The organism is Streptomyces sp. NPDC015127, from assembly GCF_043080095.1.
Classification (GTDB): Bacteria; Actinomycetota; Actinomycetes; order Streptomycetales; family Streptomycetaceae; genus Streptomyces.
The window spans coordinates 582,428-597,169 of sequence record NZ_JBIBVE010000003.1 but is presented as its reverse complement, the minus strand read 5'-3'; the positions used below and the strand labels follow the sequence as shown (position 1 = coordinate 597,169).

Genomic DNA, 14,742 nt, shown 5'->3' with positions numbered 1-14,742 from the left:
AAGGTCAGTCCAGGAGCGGCGATCTGCACACCTACGTACAGATCCGTTCCCGGCGTCAGATCACTGATCTTGGCCTTGTGGCCCCGTTGGAATTCCCTGGCCATGCGTTACGACCGTCCCCCATCCCGAAATACGAATGCGTCGCGCCAGGCTATCCGCTTGCGGCGACATTGAGCCAAGCCGGTACACATTCGGTACAGGACCGTCGACACCCGATCGGTGAACGGCCGTTGACGACTGTCGCCGCACCGGTCAGCCGCTCGGTGTCGCGGCGGCGCTCACTCCTCACGCGCGGCGGGCAGGTGCGGCAGCCGGCCGGCCGCGACGACGCCTTCGAGATAGCCGCGGGCCCGCTCGGTACGGGGGTATGCCTCCAGCAGCCGCCAGAAGCGCGGCCCGTGCCCGGGCACCAGCAGATGCGCGAGCTCGTGGACGAGTACGTAGTCGACGACGTACTCGGGCATGCCCTGCAGCCGGTGCGAGAGCCGGATGCTGCCCTCGGCCGGGGTGCACGAACCCCAACGGGTGTTCTGATTGGTCACCCATCGCACGGATGTCGGCTTTGCCCGCCCGTCGAAGTACTGCTCGGACAACCGCTCGGCGCGCTCGGAGAGTTCGCTGTCCCCGAGGACACGCTTGCTCTCCTGCGCCGCGAGCTTGTCCAGCATCACGCCGACCCACCGGCGCTCCTCGGCCTCGGACATCCGGGCGGGGATCAGCACGATGGTGCGGTCGCCCTCCCGGTACGCGGAGACCGTTCTGCTGCGCCGGGCGCTCCTGCGGACCTCGACCGCACTCGTGGCGGGCCCGCGGTGCGGGTGACGACCGGCGTTTCGCGTGGTTCCCGCGCCGCGCGCTGGGTTCTCCCCGGAGAGTCGAGGGGAAGGGTCGACGGGCACGCCCCGACGTTACCCGCTGTCAGCACGGGAAGTCCCGCCCCCGGGACGGTTCACAGGTGATCCACTCCATGGCTGCACGATTTGAACGACTAATACCCCGCACCTGTGGACAACTTTTCACACGCCTCGACACGGACCGGCATTCTGACAGCGCGGTTCGAGGACCGAAGACCGGAATTCCACGGGGGAACGGGGACGGATATGCATCCGATGATGAAGCCTGCCCTGCGGCGGGCATGGCGCGACCGCCAGTCCGTGCAGGTGGGGGTGACGCCTGCGCATGGCGGTGACGGTGGGGCCGCTGGACACCGCGACCGGATCGCTCATCGACCTGCTGGACGGCACCCGGGGGCTGGACCTCCTGCGCGCGGAGGCGCGCGCCATGGGCCTGCCGGACGGGCGGGCCGACGCACTCGTCGGCAGGCTGGGGGCCGCGGGGGTCCTGGACGACCCGAGGGCCGGCGGACCGGCCGCGGACGCCCTGCGCGGGAGGCCGGACGCTCTCGACCGGTTACGGCCGGATCTGGCGTCCCTGTCCGTGGTCCATCCCGAACCGGGCGGCGCGATGCGGAGGCTGGCGGCCCGGCGAGCCATACGGGTCCAGGTGCGCGGTGCCGGACGCGTCGGCGCCCTCGTCGCGGCGACGCTGTCGGCGGCGGGAGTGGGGCGGGTCGAGGTGCTGGACGGCGGGTTCACGGAGCCGGGCGACGTGACGCCCGGAGGGCTGAGCCCCGAGGACATCGGGCAGCGGCGGGACGCCGCGGCCCGGCGGCTGATCCGCCGCTCGGCACCCGACCGTCCTCCGCGCAGGGCGGAGGTGGCGGAGCCGGGCGGCGGGGAGCCCGCGCTCGGTCTCGTCGTGGTGGTCCCCCGCGACGGGCTCGGCGCCTATGCACCGGACCCGCTGCCCGCCGAGGACTGGGTCGCTGCCGGGATCCCTCACCTCTACGCGGGAGTTGTGGAGGCGACCGGTGTGGTGGGGCCGCTGGTGGTGCCGGGGAGCACAGCGTGCGCCGAATGTCTGGAGCGCGGCCGGGCAGAGCGCGATCCCGCCCGGTCGATCCTGCTCGCGCAGTGGCGTTCGGGACGGCGCAGGGCGGTGCCGTCGTCCTGTGACGCGGCGCTGGCCACAGCAGTCGCCGGCCTCGCCGCGTGTCACGCGCTGTCCTTCCTCGACGGCGACCTGCCGGCGAGCGCGGACGCCCGCTGGGAGGTGTCGCTGCCGTCCGTGCAGTGGCGGTCCGAACGGATCGCGCCCCGTGCCGACTGCCCGTGCGGTGCCGCGGGCAGGACTGAGACCAGACACACCTCGGGGTTCGATCCGACGCACGAGACAATGGCCGGGAAACCGCCGTCAACGGAGCATTGTCGTAAGGCAGATGCGGCACGCCGGCTGGGAATTGGAGGGGCGTATGTCTGATCTTCCCCGGAAGGCGGTCACTCGTACCGCGAAGTTGGCCGCGCTGCCGCTGGGCATAGCCGGCCGGGCCACATGGGGGCTCGGCAAGCGGATCGGCGGCAAGTCCGCGGAGATCGTGGCCCGTGAGCTGCAACAGCGCACGGCGGAGCAGCTGTTCAAGGTGCTCGGTGAGCTGAAGGGTGGTGCGATGAAGTTCGGGCAGGCGATGTCCGTCTTCGAGTCGGCGCTGCCCGAGGAGATCGCCGGCCCCTACCGGGCGGCGCTGACCAAGCTGCAGGACGCCGCCCCTCCGATGCCGACGCGCACCGTCCATGCCGTGCTCGCGGAGCGGCTGGGCGAGGAGTGGCGCGATCTGTTCCTGAGCTTCGAGGACAAGCCCTCGGCCGCCGCCTCCATTGGCCAGGTGCACCGGGCCGTGTGGCACGACGGGCGCGAGGTCGCGGTCAAGGTGCAATACCCGGGGGCCGGTGACGCGCTCCTGTCGGACCTGACCCAGCTGAGCCGTTTCGCCAAGCTCCTGGGCCCCCTCGTCCCGGGGATGGACGTCAAGCCCCTCATCACCGAACTGCGCGACCGGGTCTCGGAGGAGCTGGACTACGAGCTGGAGGCGCAGGCGCAGCGCGCGCACGCGGCGGAGTTCGCCGGCGATCCCGATGTGGTCGTGCCGGACGTGGTGCACCAGTGCGACCAGGTGTTGGTGACCGAGTGGATCGACGGCATACCGCTGGCGGAGGTGATCGCGGACGGCACGCCCGAGCAGCGCGACCGCGCCGGCCAGCTGCTGGCCCGGTTCCTCTTCTCCGGCCCCGCTCGCACGGGACTGCTGCATGCCGACCCTCACCCGGGCAACTTCCGTCTCCTGCCGGAGGAGGACGGCGAGTCCCTGCGGCTGGGCGTGCTGGACTTCGGCACCGTGGACCGGCTGCCGGGCGGGCTGCCGCCGACCATCGGCGAGTGTCTGCGGATGACGCTGGCAGGCGAGGCCGAAGCCGTCTACCGGATGCTGTGCGAGGAGGGCTTCGTCAAGGAGACCATCGACCTGGACCCGGACGCGGTGCTCGACTACCTGCTGCCGATCATCGAGCCCGCGGAGGCGGAGGAGTTCACGTTCACGCGCGGCTGGATACGCGCACAGGCGGCGCGGATCGCCGACGTCCGCTCCCCCGCACACCAGTTGGGCAAGCAGCTCAACCTGCCGCCCTCGTATCTGCTGATACACCGTGTGACATTGAGCACGATCGGCGTGCTCTGCCAGCTGAACGCGTCCGTGCGGCTGCGGGAGGAGCTGGAGGACTGGCTGCCCGGTTTCCTCGCTCCGGAGGAGGATGTCGACGACGGCGACGGGGCCGAGGCGCAGGAGGGCCGAGACACGGCGGCGGCGGTGGTGGAGGCACAGGGCTGACACGACCGGGGGGCGCCGGGACGGGGGGCGCCGGGACGGGGGGCGCCGGGACCGGGGGCCGGGCCGCCGCCGAAGCACGGGGGGCGCGGGCCCGCCCGGCGGGGACTCGGGCGCGTCCCGGCGGGGCGGCCGGGCCTCGCGACTCCCGGCGCGGGCGCGGCGATTCCCGGCGGGGGCGCGGCGGAGACTCGGACGAGGTACCTGGGGTGCGGCCGGGCCCCAGGTCGAGCGCCGGGGTGCGGCCGGGACTCCGGCGGAACGCCGGGGTGCGGCCGGGACTCGGGCCGCCCGACGGGCGCGACCGGACCCCTGCCGGGCAGCCGCCAAACCGGCGGGAACTCGGGCGGCCCGGCCGGGGCCGCGGCAGGGACTTCGAGCGACGCAGTGCGGGCACGGCCGGGACCCTGGCGGGGCGCCGGTGCGCGGCCGGAACCAGCGGGACGGCGCCGAAGCGGCAGCAATCGACGGGGCGCCATCGAAGTGGCGGGGAGCCGGGTACCCCGGCGCGGGCGCGGTCGGCACTGGCGTCCGCCTGATGGGCGCGGCCGTCGCTTGGGCCGCCCCGCGGCGGCGCGGGCGGCCCGCCGCCCCGTCGTGTCACCACCAGGCCGAGTCCAGCCTGCCCTCGATCGCTCTGATGTTGGCCCGTGCGCAGTCCTCGCACAGGTAGTGGCGGACACCGTTCTCCACGGAGCAGGTCCAGGTGACCGGTGGCCCGTCTGCGGTCGCACCGCAGTTGGAGCACACCGTGCTCCCTGCGTCCGGTGGCTGCGCGCCCTGGTCTCCGGGCTGCGGCGTCTCGTCTTCCTGTTCCACCTCGCGACGATACCGCCGCCCCGAGCCGTCCGCGCGGCAACGCACCGCGGGGGCCGGTCCGTTCGGACCGGCCCCCGCGGGACTGAGTGTGCCGTCAGTGCATGACAGCCATGGCCAGTGCGCGACGGGCGCGCATCGACACGCGCTCGGCGCGGCGCTGCATCCGCCGTGCGGCGACCAGGCGCACGGCCTGGCGTTCCGCATCGGCTTCGCGCCGGCGCTCGTGCATATGCGCACGTGCCAGGGCTTCTGGGATGAGTTGCATTTCGCGGGTCCTGTTCTGACGCGAGGCGTTCGCGCCGATGGTGGTGACAGCTGGGGTAGCGGAGCCTGACGGCTCGCTGGCGGAAGTGGTCATCGGGGCCTGCTTATGGGGATCGTGCGTGACGGGTCGGTCGATGGTTCCGGTGGTGCTCATGCCGCGACCGGGTTCTTGCGCGGGCGGCCACGCGGCCGCTTCCGGGCGACGACGACGCCCTGGACGAAGAGCTCTCCGCCCCAGACGCCCCACGGCTCACGCCGCTCCTTGGCGCCGGCGAGGCACGCCTCCATCAGCGGGCAGGTACGGCAGAGGGACTTGGCGTACTCGACGTCGGCCGGCGACTCGGCGAAGAAGACCTCGGGGTCGTAGGAGCGGCAGGGGACGGGTACGCCGAGGTTCTCGATGGCGTCGTCGAGCGCGGTCAGCGCGGTGAGGGGAGTCAAGGTGGAGTCCTCGGGAAGGGCGGGCGGGGAGATCGGCTGGGAAGGCGGTACGGACGGGGCGTGCGCTTCGAGTTGCACGGTGTGTTGTTCCTCGTCTGTCGTGCCGGCCGGTCGGCCGGTTGGCTGCTGGTACCGGGTACTTCTGGTCCCGAGGCCCCTTCGCTCTGTCATCCCGCTGGGGAAAACAGAAGGGCCGCGGATCCCGGGTGGGGTTCCGCGGCCCTGAAGGCGCCGGCCTGATGCTGCATCAGGCTGGATCACTCCAGGGTTCGAGCCCACGGAAGGCCCACTTCGAGTGGTGGTGCGTCGTCTGCTGCTGGGTCTCGGCACTGGCCGCCGCAAAGGCATAGGCCCGAGCCTGTGCCGCTGCTACTCCTGCTTCCAGTGCCTTGGTCGGTCGCTCATTGCGCTCGCGGACGGGAAGGCCGCCCAGGCCGGACGCGGGAAGCGCGGCGAAGTCGCCGGACATACCGGTGCCGATGAACGCAGAGGAGAAGCCGAGCGAGCAGGCGGAGACGACCGAGCGATCGGTCATTTTGGCGGTGCTGATGAAGCTGGTCTTGATGCTGATCACTGGAATCGCCTCCTCTCGGCGTCTCGGGGACCGGGCGAGCCGGTCGCGGTATTCGGATAAGTACAGCACGAGGACAGGGCTTCAGAGAAGCCGCTGTTCGCGTGGTTAAGAACCTATGGGGATTGCCTGGGCGGGCGCAAACTATTTTTTCGACGAGTTTGCATCAGTCCTCCTCGTCGGCCCCCAGGGGCTCTTGACCTGCACAGATGGCCAGGACATCGGCGCCGAAGCGCTCCAGCTTGCGGCCGCCGACCCCGGAGATGCCGGCCAACTCGCCCTCGGTGTCCGGAACTGCCTCCGCGATCGCCATGAGGGTCTTGTCGGTGAAGACGCAGTAGGCAGGCTGGCCCAGCTCCTTGGCCCGGTCCGAGCGCCACTCGCGCAGCCGCTCGTAGAGGGCTTCGTCCATGTCCGAGGGGCAGTCCTCGCACCGCATCAGCTTCATCTCACCGGCATCGGTGAGAGTCTTGCCGCAGACCCGGCACAGCACAGGTCCGCGCCGCTTGCGCCTGCCGGCGCTGCCGCGCTCGACACCGCCCGCGCCGCCGGCCCCGCGGGCGCCGGGGGCGGCCGATCCGGGGCGCAGGCCGTTGAGGAAGCGGCTCGGGCGGCGGGAGGCGCGGCCGCCGGGCGCGCGGGAGAGCGCCCAGGACAGGCACAGGTGGACGCGGGCGCGGGTGACACCCACGTAGAGCAGGCGGCGCTCCTCCTCGACCTGCTCGTCTGTCTTGGCGTAGGTGATCGGCATCATGCCCTCGGTGAGGCCGACCAGGAACACCGCGTCCCATTCCAGGCCCTTGGCCGAGTGGAGGGAGGCCAGGGTGACGCCCTGCACCGTCGGGGCGTGCTGTGCGGCCGCGCGCTCGTCGAGCTCGGTGACCAGGTCCGCGAGCGTGGCGCCCGGCTTGGCGCGGGCGAAGTCCTCGGCGAGGCGGACCAGCGCCGCGAGGGACTCCCAGCGGTCGCGCACGGCGCCCGATCCGGCGGGCGGCTCGCTGGTCCAGCCCTTCGTGGAGAGCACGGCCCGGACCTGTGAGGGCAGGTCCTCCGCGTCGTCGAGCAAGGAGTCGTTGGCCCCCGCCCGGGCGGCGCCGCGCAGCGCGACCCCGGCCTCGCGGACCTCCTGGCGCTCGAAGAAGCGCTCGGCGCCGCGCAGCTGGTACGGGACGCCCGCGTCGGCAAGGGCCTGCTCGTAGACCTCGGACTGGGCGTTGATCCGGTAGAGGACGGCGATCTCGCCGGCCGGGACGCCCGCGGCGATCAGGTCGCGGATGCGGCGGGCGGTGCCCTCGGCCTCGGCGGGCTCGTCCCCGTACTCGATGTAGGCGGGCTCGGGGCCGGGGTCGCGCTGGGAGACCAGCTCGAGGCGGTGCTCGGCGGCGCGGCCGCGGGCCTGGCCGAGCAGTCCGTTCGCCAGGTGGACGACCTGGGGTGTGGAGCGGTAGTCGCGGACGAGCTTGACCACGGTCGCGTCGGGGTGGCGGGTGCGGAAGTTCAGCAGGTGGTCGGGGGTGGCGCCGGTGAACGAGTAGATGGTCTGGCTGGCGTCGCCGACCACGCACAGGCTGTCCCGGTCTCCCAGCCACAGCTCCAGCAGGCGCTGCTGGAGCGGGCTGACGTCCTGGTACTCGTCGACCACGAAGTGCTGGTACTGGCGGCGGACGTGGTCGGCGATGTCGTGCCGGTCCTGGAGGATGCCGACGGTGAGCAGCAGCACGTCCTCGAAGTCCATGGCCGAGCGGTCGCGCTTGAGCTGCTCGTACATCCCATAGATCTGGCTGATTTCCGCCGGGTCACGGGGGGCCTCCCGCAGGGACTTGGCCACCTCGGCGGGGTAGTCGGCGGGCACGGTCTGGGTGACCTTGGCCCATTCGATCTCGCTGGTCACGTCCCGCAGCTCGTTCCGGTCGAGGCGGACGCGGCAGCGGGCGGCGGCCTCGGCGACCAGCTGGATCTTGCGCTCCAGCAGCCGGGGCAGATCGCCGCCCACTGCTTTCGGCCAGAAGTACTGCAGCTGGCGCAGGGCCGCGGAGTGGAAGGTGCGGGCCTGGACGCCGCCGGCGCCGAGCTGGCGCAGACGGCCCCGCATCTCGCCGGCCGCCCGGTTGGTGAAGGTGACCGCGAGCACGCTGGCGGGCTGCAGTATCCCCGCGCGGACGCCGTACGCGACGCGGTGGGTGATCGCGCGCGTCTTGCCCGTGCCGGCACCCGCCAGCACGCACACCGGGCCGTGCAGGGCGGTCGCCACCTCGCGCTGCTCGGGGTCGAGCCCGTCGAGCACCGCGTCGGCCGACTCGGGGACCTGCGGGAAAAGGGAGGAGTGCGTTGCTGCTGTCACCCCGCCATGCTGCCAGGTCCCGTGAGGTGGTTGCGGCGGTTGTCCACAGGGTCCCGGCATTGGTCGTACGAATCCGGAACTGGGCGTACGCACCCCCCACCTGTCGTACCCGTTCGGCATCGCTCCGTAGGCGACCGGCACCGCTCCGTAGGCGTGCGGCGCCGGTCCGTAGGCGTGCGGCGCCGGTCTCATGTGGGCGCGGTCGGGAATCGCCGGGCGGGTCGCTTACGTTCTAGGGCGAGGTGAACACGCACCCGCGAGCTGAGGAGCACGAGAGACGATGCAGGGCACTGTGACGATGTACAGCACCACCTGGTGCGGATACTGCCGTCGGCTGAAGAGCCAGATGGACCGCGAGGGCATCGCGTACACCGAGGTCAACATCGAGCTGGACCCGGACTCGGCGGCCTTCGTCGAGAAGGCCAACGGAGGCAACCAGACCGTGCCGACCGTCCTCTTCCCGGACGGTTCCACGCTGACCAACCCCTCGCTGGCCCAGGTCAAGCAGAAGATCGGCGCCTAGCACCTCTCGTGCCCGGCCTCCGCGCGGCGGTGGCCGGACCGTCAGACCACATCACCGGGCCTGGGCAGCGGCTTGCCGTACCAGAGCTCGATCAGGCGGGCCGCGATCGAGATCCCGTAGGGAGGCAGCACCTCCCCGGACTCGAACGCGGCCCGCAGGTCCTCCCGGGAGAACCAGCGCGCCTCGTGGATCTCCTCGCCGTCGACGTTGATCTCGGACGAGGTCGCCTGTGCGGTGAAACCGAGCATCAGGCTGGACGGGAAGGGCCAGGGCTGGCTGGCGACGTACTGCACGTCACCGACAGTGACGCCCACCTCCTCGAACACCTCGCGCCGCACCGACTGCTCGATCGACTCCCCGGGCTCGACGAAGCCCGCGAGCGTCGAGAAACGGCCCTCCGGCCAGTGCACCTGGCGGCCGAGCAGCGCGCGGTCCTCCTCGTCCGTGACGAGCATGATCACGGCGGGGTCGGTCCTGGGGTAGTGCTCGGCCCCGCATGCCTGACAGCGGCGGATGTGCCCCGCCGCCGCGATGACCGTGCGCTCGCCGCAGCGCGAGCAGAAGCGGTGCAGGCGCTGCCAGTTCTCCAGCGCAACGGCGTGCACCAGCAGCCCCGCGTCCCGCGGCCCGAGCAGCAGACCCGCCTCGCGCAGCCCCGCGGGCCGTGCCGACTGGTCCATGCGGCCGGGCAGGGAGTCCTTCTGGAGGGCGAAGTAGCGCACCCCGTCCGCGTCCGTGCCGAGGAAGTAGCGGTGGGTCTCGGTGACGGGTGCCTCGAAGGCGGGCGTCATGACCAGCTCGGTGCGGCCGTCTGTACTGTCGGCGGGTTCGTCGATCAGCGCCTGGCCGCCGGAGACGACGAAGACCCGGGTCGTGGGGTGGCTCCACGCCGCCGCGAGCCATGCCTCGTCGAGACGGTTGTGCGCTTCGCGGTCGATGCCGCTCGGCGCGGTCAGGGCGATGGGGCGGTCTGCGGCGGCGTAGCTCTCGGTGCTCACGGTGTTCTTCCAACTCCCCCGGGGTGATCGGTGTCGGTTCAGCGAAGTGCGTCGGCCAGGTCGCCCCACAGGTGGGCGGAGGCTTCCACGCCCTTGAGGAGCAGGTCCAGCTCGACCTTCTCGTCGGGTGCGTGCCAGCCGTCGGACGGTACGGAGATGCCGAGGAACAGGACGGGGGCGCCGAGCACGTCCTGGAGGTCGGCGGCCGGGCCGGAGCCTCCCTCGCGGGTGAAGCGGATCTTCTCGCCGTCGAAGGCGCGCCCCATGGCACGGACGACCGACCGCAGGGCGGGATGGTCCAGCGGCGTCAGGCACGGCCGGGTGGCGGCGCCGAAGACGATCTCGTGGCGGATCCCGGCGGGGACGAGGGCGGCGACCCAGTCCTCGACGGCCCGCTCGATCTTGTCCGGCTCCTGCCCGGCGACCAGGCGGAACGACAGCTTCACGAACGCCGACGACGGCACGATCGTCTTGCCGCCGGCGCCCTGGTAGCCGCCGCCGATGCCGTTGACCTCGGCGGTCGGGCGCCCCCAGATGCGCTCCAGCGTGGTGTACCCGGCCTCGCCGAGGGTGGCGTGGGACTTGGCGGTGCGCAGCCAGGTCTCCTCGTCGAAGGGAAGCTCGGCGAACAGCTCGCGCTCGGTGTCGCTCAGTGGCGCGATGCCGTCGTAGAAGCCGGGGACGGTGACCCGCTCCTCGTCGTCGTGCAGCGCGGCGACGATGCGGGCGGCGACCGTGGCCGGGTTGGGGACGGCGCCGCCGAACGAACCGGAGTGGATGTCCTGGTCGGGGCCGTACAGCGTGATCTCGCAGTCGGCGAGGCCGCGCATGCCGGTGCAGACCGTGGGCGTCGTCTCCGACCACATGCCGGTGTCGGAGACGATCACGGCGTCGGCCGCCAGGCGGTGCGCGTGCTCCTCGACGAGGGCGCGGAAGTGCGGGGAGCCGGACTCCTCCTCGCCCTCGACGATCAGCTTGAGGTTGACGGCGGGTGCCGTGCGGCCGGTGACGGCGAGGTGCGCGCGCACGCCGAGGGTGTGGAAGAACACCTGGCCCTTGTCGTCGGCGGCGCCCCGCGCGTACAGGCGGCCGTCCTCGATCACCGGCTCGAACGGGTCGGTGCGCCAGCCGTCCTCGCGGGCCGCGGGCTGCACGTCGTGGTGTCCGTAGACCAGCACCGTGGGCGCGTCCGGGTCGCTGGAGAGCCACTCGGCGAACACCGCGGGAGCGCCCGGGGTCGGCCAGACCTCGGTGACGGGGAAGCCGGTCTCCGCAAGCTTGGCCGCGAGCCACTCGGCGCTGCGCCGTACGTCGTCGTCGTGCTCGGGCTGCGCCGACACGGACGGGATGCGCAGCCAGGCGGCGAGGTCGTCGACGAAGGCGGCGCTGTGGTGCTCGATGTACGTACGGACGGCGTTGTCCGGGGTCTGGCTCATGGTCCTGAGCCTAACGGGCCACCGGCTCCGACCCGTCGGCCGTCCCACCCAGCAGGATGCGCTCCAGTCCCGCGCGGTCCGGAAGGCCGCCGGGTCTGACGACTTCCCCCCTGCGGACGAAGACGAACGCGGCGGAGACCGCTTCCAGCGGGACGCCCTGCTGCTCCGCCCAGGCGAGGCGGTAGACGGCGAGCTGGAGGGGGTCGGCCGTGCCGTCCCGGGCGGTCTTCCAGTCGACGATCTCGTACGTGTGCTCCCCGGTGCGGTACACCGCGTCGATACGGCCCCGGACGACGCGGCCCGCGAGCGTGATCTGGAAGGACGCCTCGACGCGGTACGGGGTGCGGCGGGCGTACTCGGTGCGGTCGAACGCGTCCTTGAGGGCGGCGAGGTCCTGCTCGTCGGCGATGTCGTGCACGTCGGCGGCGGCTCCGGGGGCGCCCGGGGCACCGGGGAGGTCCTCCGGGTCGAGCATGGGCAGCGGCAGCTCCTCGAACCGCGACTCCACCCATGCGTGGAACCGGGTGCCGCGGCGCGCGGCGGGCTGCGGCGGCCGGGGCATGGGGCGGGCGAGGTCGTGCGCGAAGCCGTCGGGGTCGGCGGCGAGGCGCAGGAGCTGCGAGGCGGACAGGGACCGCGGCAGCAGGACGTCACGAGTGGCGGCACGGGCGCGCCGGAGCTCACCGGTGAGGGCGTCGAGGTCGCGGTCCCACGAGGCGATGGTGCGGGCGTCCTCCGGGGTGAGGTCGCCCATGCCCCGGGGCGCGCCGACGGCACGGCGCGCGGACGGCTCGGTGACCTGGTGGCCTGGCTCGTGGGGCGTCGGGGCCGTGAGCCGGTGGCCGGGCCCGTGCTCGTGGTGCGTCGGCGATGCGACCCCGTCGCCCGGCTCGTGCGGCGTCGCGACCGGTGGGGCGGCCGCGGGCTCGTGGTGCCGGTCCATCTGGTGCGGGACGAGCGGCGTGAGGTCCGCGTCGTCGAAGGGCGGCTCCTCCTCGCCGTCCGGGGGCTCCTCGGGCCAGGCCCAGTCGTCGGGCGCGTCCGCAACGGCCGGTGCGTCCGGACCCGTCGGCGCGTCCGGTGCCGTCGGCGTGTCCGGTGCCGTCGCGAGGGACGCCAGGGACGCCAGGTGGGTCAGTACGGTCTCCGCCGCCTCGCGGCGGCGGGACAGGGACGCCGGGTCCAGGGGCAGCGGCCACGCGTGGTCCGCGTCCGCCGTCCGCAGCGCGGGGTTCTCCGCGTCCTCCTCGGGCTCCTCCGCCCAGACCTCGATCTCGCCGTGGCCCTGCACGCAGTGCTCGTACAGCGCCTGGAGGAACGCGGAGGGCCCTCGGCGGCGCTTCTGGCTGGGGCCCCACCAGTGCGCCGAGCCGAGGAGGAGCGAGCGGGGACGGGTGAAGGTCACGTACCCCAGGCGCAGTTCCTCCGTGTACTGGTGGTCCTTCATGGAGTCCTTGAACGCCTTCAAACCCCGCGCGTCCCACGACTCGACGTCCGGGAGCGTCTCCGCGTCACCCCTCAGCGCATGCGGGAGCACCTTGGACTGCGAGGTCCACGACTCGCGCGCCTGGTCGTTCGGGAAGTGCTTGGCGACGAGGCCCGGCACGGCGACGACGTCCCATTCGAGGCCCTTGGACTTGTGGGCGGTCAGCACCTTGACCGTGTTCTCGCCGCCCGGGAGGGCGTTGTCCAGGCCCTTCTCGTACTGCGCGGCGGTGCGCAGGAAGCCGAGGAAGGCCAGCAGCGTCGCCTCCCCGTCGAGCGCGGCGAATCCGGCAGCGACGTCCATGAAGTTGGCGAGGGTCTCACGCCGGCGGGCCGCGAGGGCGTGCGGGGACGCGGACAGCTCGACTTCCAGGCCGGTGGCGGACAGCACCCGGTGCAGGACGTCCATCAGCGGGTCGGCCAGCGACCGCCGCAGATCGCGCAGCTCCGCGGCGAGGCGGGCGAACCGCACCCGCGCGTCTGCCGAGAACGGCAGGCCGTCGTCCTCCCCGCCGCCCGGCTCCGAAAAGGTGTCCAGCGCGTCGGCCAGCGAGACGACCTCGACCGGGTCGGTGCCCTCGACGGCCGCGGCGAGGCGCTGGTCGGGGTCGTCGTCGGCGCCGGTCCGGTGCACCAGCAGGCGCGCCCGGCGGCCGAGCAGCGCCAGGTCGCGCGGTCCGATCCGCCAGCGCGGACCGGTCAGGAGGCGTACGAGCGAGGCGTTGGCGCCCGGATCCTGGAGGACCTCGCACACGGCCACCAGGTCGGCGACCTCGGGCAGGTGCAGCAGGCCGGACAGGCCGACGACCTCGACGGGGACGTCACGGGCGACCAGCGCCGCCTGGATCTCGGGGAAGTCGCCCGCCGTACGGCACAGGACCGCGATCTCGCCGGGCTCCTTGCCGGTGCGCACCAAGTGGGCGATCGAGTCGGCGAGCCAGGCGATCTCCTCGGCGTGCGTGGGCAGCAGGGCGCAGCGGACGGTGCCGTCCCGCTCGGCGCCGGGAGCGGGCCGCAGTGCCTCCACGCCCTCGTGCATCGCGCGCAACGGGGCCGCAAGCCCGTTGGCCAGGTGCAGCAGCCGGCCACCGCTGCGCCGGTTCTCGCTGAGCGAGAACCGGCGGGCGGGGCTGCTGTGAGGTTCCCCATTCCGGAGGCCAGGGGAGAAGGGGAAGTGGAGCGGGAAGTCGTCCAGGTTGGCCACGGACGCCCCGCGCCAGCCGTAGATCGCCTGGCAGGGGTCGCCGACCGCGGTGACGGCGTGCCCCGTGCCCTGACCGAACAGACCGGACAGCAGCAGCCGCTGCGCCACGGACGTGTCCTGGTACTCGTCGAGCAGGACGACCCGGAATTCGTCCCGCAGGATCGTGCCGACCTCGGGCCTGGTGAGCGCAAGCTCGGCGGAGAGCGCGATCTGGTCGCCGAAGTCGAGCAGATCGCGCTCGCGCTTGGCGGCCCGGTAACGGACGGTCAGATCGAGCAGCTCCCTGCGGGCCGCCGCCGCCTCGGGGACCTTGCGGAGGTCGGCGTTGGTCAGCTTCGCGGTCTCCAGCGTGCGCAGCAGCTCCGCGTCGTACGCCGCCAACTGCTCGGGGCGCACGAGATGCTCGGCGAGCTCCGCGTCGAGCGCGAGCACGTCGCTGACGAGCGAGGGGAACGACCGCGTGAGCGCCGGATACGGCCCCGGTGCCTCGCGCAGCACCCGCGCGGCGAGCTGGTAGCGCGTGGCGTCGGCGAGGAGCCGGGCGGAGGGCTCGAGCCCGATGCGCAGGCCGTGGTCGGTGAGCAGCTGTCCGGCGAAGGCGTGGTACGTCGAGATGCGGGGCTCGCCCGGAGGGTTGTCGGGGTCGATCGCGTCCGGGTCGGTCACCCCCGCCCGCACGAGCGCGGTCCGGACGCGCTCCGCGAGCTCGCCCGCCGCCTTGTTGGTGAACGTGAGACCGAGGACCTGCTCGGGGGCGACCTGACCGGTGCCGACAAGCCACACCACGCGCGCCGCCATGACCGTCGTCTTCCCCGAGCCCGCACCGGCCACGATGACCTGCGGGGCAGGCGGCGCGGTGATGCAAGCCGTCTGCTCCGGGGTGAAGGGGATACCGAGGAGCTCCTTGAGCTGCTCGGGATCGGTGATGCGTGCGGTCACCCC

Annotated in this window: 11 protein-coding genes and 1 pseudogene; 3 read left to right on the top strand and 9 right to left on the bottom strand. The window is 72.7% G+C overall.

All coding sequences use genetic code 11. The annotated features are described in order from the left end of the window. Positions 1 to 278: 278 nt before the first annotated feature. The gene (locus ACF08N_RS08965; protein WP_392323895.1) at positions 279 to 899 is read right to left on the bottom strand and encodes a M48 family metallopeptidase; all 621 of its coding nucleotides are present in this window, start codon (positions 897 to 899) and stop codon (positions 279 to 281) included. 201 nt (positions 900 to 1,100) lie between these two features. Here ACF08N_RS08965 and ACF08N_RS08960 point away from each other — a divergent pair. Continuing rightward, positions 1,101 to 2,319: pseudogene (locus tag ACF08N_RS08960) on the top strand (TOMM precursor leader peptide-binding protein). Continuing rightward, a complete protein-coding gene (locus ACF08N_RS08955) occupies positions 2,312 to 3,721 on the top strand; it encodes an ABC1 kinase family protein (protein ID WP_392323894.1) in 1,410 nt (469 codons plus the stop codon). Before ACF08N_RS08960 ends, ACF08N_RS08955 begins: the two are co-directional and overlap by 8 nt. A gap of 597 nt (positions 3,722 to 4,318) precedes the next feature. Here ACF08N_RS08955 and ACF08N_RS08950 read toward each other — a convergent pair. The 5 genes from ACF08N_RS08950 to ACF08N_RS08930 form a co-directional block, all read right to left on the bottom strand. Further along, positions 4,319 to 4,537, bottom strand: coding sequence for a hypothetical protein (locus ACF08N_RS08950; RefSeq protein ID WP_392323893.1), 219 nt, complete (start codon positions 4,535 to 4,537; stop codon positions 4,319 to 4,321). Positions 4,538 to 4,631: 94 nt separating this feature from the next. Further along, a complete protein-coding gene (locus ACF08N_RS08945) occupies positions 4,632 to 4,955 on the bottom strand; it encodes a hypothetical protein (RefSeq protein ID WP_392323892.1) in 324 nt (107 codons plus the stop codon). Continuing rightward, positions 4,952 to 5,320 carry a WhiB family transcriptional regulator gene (locus ACF08N_RS08940; protein ID WP_177150607.1) on the bottom strand — a complete coding sequence of 123 codons (369 nt, stop codon included), beginning with the start codon at positions 5,318 to 5,320 and terminating at the stop codon, positions 4,952 to 4,954. Before ACF08N_RS08940 ends, ACF08N_RS08945 begins: the two co-directional genes overlap by 4 nt. A 169-nt stretch (positions 5,321 to 5,489) precedes the next feature. Next, on the bottom strand, positions 5,490 to 5,816 hold the full coding sequence (locus ACF08N_RS08935; protein WP_392323891.1) for a hypothetical protein: 327 nt from the start codon (positions 5,814 to 5,816) through the stop codon (positions 5,490 to 5,492). 163 nt (positions 5,817 to 5,979) lie between these two features. Next, positions 5,980 to 8,214, bottom strand: coding sequence for an ATP-dependent DNA helicase UvrD2 (locus tag ACF08N_RS08930; protein WP_392323890.1), 2,235 nt, complete (start codon positions 8,212 to 8,214; stop codon positions 5,980 to 5,982). Between the two features lie 220 nt (positions 8,215 to 8,434). Between ACF08N_RS08930 and ACF08N_RS08925 the strand changes: the two genes are divergently transcribed. Further along, positions 8,435 to 8,677: a mycoredoxin gene (locus tag ACF08N_RS08925; RefSeq protein WP_392323889.1), complete on the top strand. Its 243-nt coding sequence runs from the start codon at positions 8,435 to 8,437 to the stop codon at positions 8,675 to 8,677. Positions 8,678 to 8,718: 41 nt separating this feature from the next. Here ACF08N_RS08925 and nudC read toward each other — a convergent pair whose 3' ends face one another. The 3 genes from nudC to ACF08N_RS08910 are packed head-to-tail and all read right to left on the bottom strand — an operon-like array spanning position 8,719 to position 14,739. Next, positions 8,719 to 9,675 carry an NAD(+) diphosphatase gene (gene nudC, locus ACF08N_RS08920; RefSeq protein ID WP_392323888.1) on the bottom strand — a complete coding sequence of 319 codons (957 nt, stop codon included), beginning with the start codon at positions 9,673 to 9,675 and terminating at the stop codon, positions 8,719 to 8,721. Positions 9,676 to 9,713: 38 nt separating this feature from the next. Next, positions 9,714 to 11,111 carry a dipeptidase gene (locus ACF08N_RS08915; RefSeq protein ID WP_392323887.1) on the bottom strand — a complete coding sequence of 466 codons (1,398 nt, stop codon included), beginning with the start codon at positions 11,109 to 11,111 and terminating at the stop codon, positions 9,714 to 9,716. 10 nt (positions 11,112 to 11,121) lie between these two features. Beyond that, positions 11,122 to 14,739 (bottom strand): UvrD-helicase domain-containing protein, encoded by a 3,618-nt coding sequence (locus tag ACF08N_RS08910; RefSeq protein ID WP_392323886.1) that lies wholly within the window; start codon positions 14,737 to 14,739, stop codon positions 11,122 to 11,124. Between the last annotated feature and the right edge of the window lie 3 nt (positions 14,740 to 14,742).

What these genes read in the sequence shown, in the direction of transcription:
- ACF08N_RS08925 (WP_392323889.1), top strand. Translation starts at nt 8,435, where the DNA reads ATGCAGGGCACTGTGACGATGTACAGCACCACCTGGTGCGGATACTGC.
- ACF08N_RS08955 (WP_392323894.1), top strand. Translation starts at nt 2,312, where the DNA reads ATGTCTGATCTTCCCCGGAAGGCGGTCACTCGTACCGCGAAGTTGGCC.
- ACF08N_RS08945 (WP_392323892.1), bottom strand. Translation starts at nt 4,955, where the DNA reads ATGAGCACCACCGGAACCATCGACCGACCCGTCACGCACGATCCCCAT.
- ACF08N_RS08915 (WP_392323887.1), bottom strand. Translation starts at nt 11,111, where the DNA reads ATGAGCCAGACCCCGGACAACGCCGTCCGTACGTACATCGAGCACCAC.
- ACF08N_RS08930 (WP_392323890.1), bottom strand. Translation starts at nt 8,214, where the DNA reads ATGCCGGGACCCTGTGGACAACCGCCGCAACCACCTCACGGGACCTGG.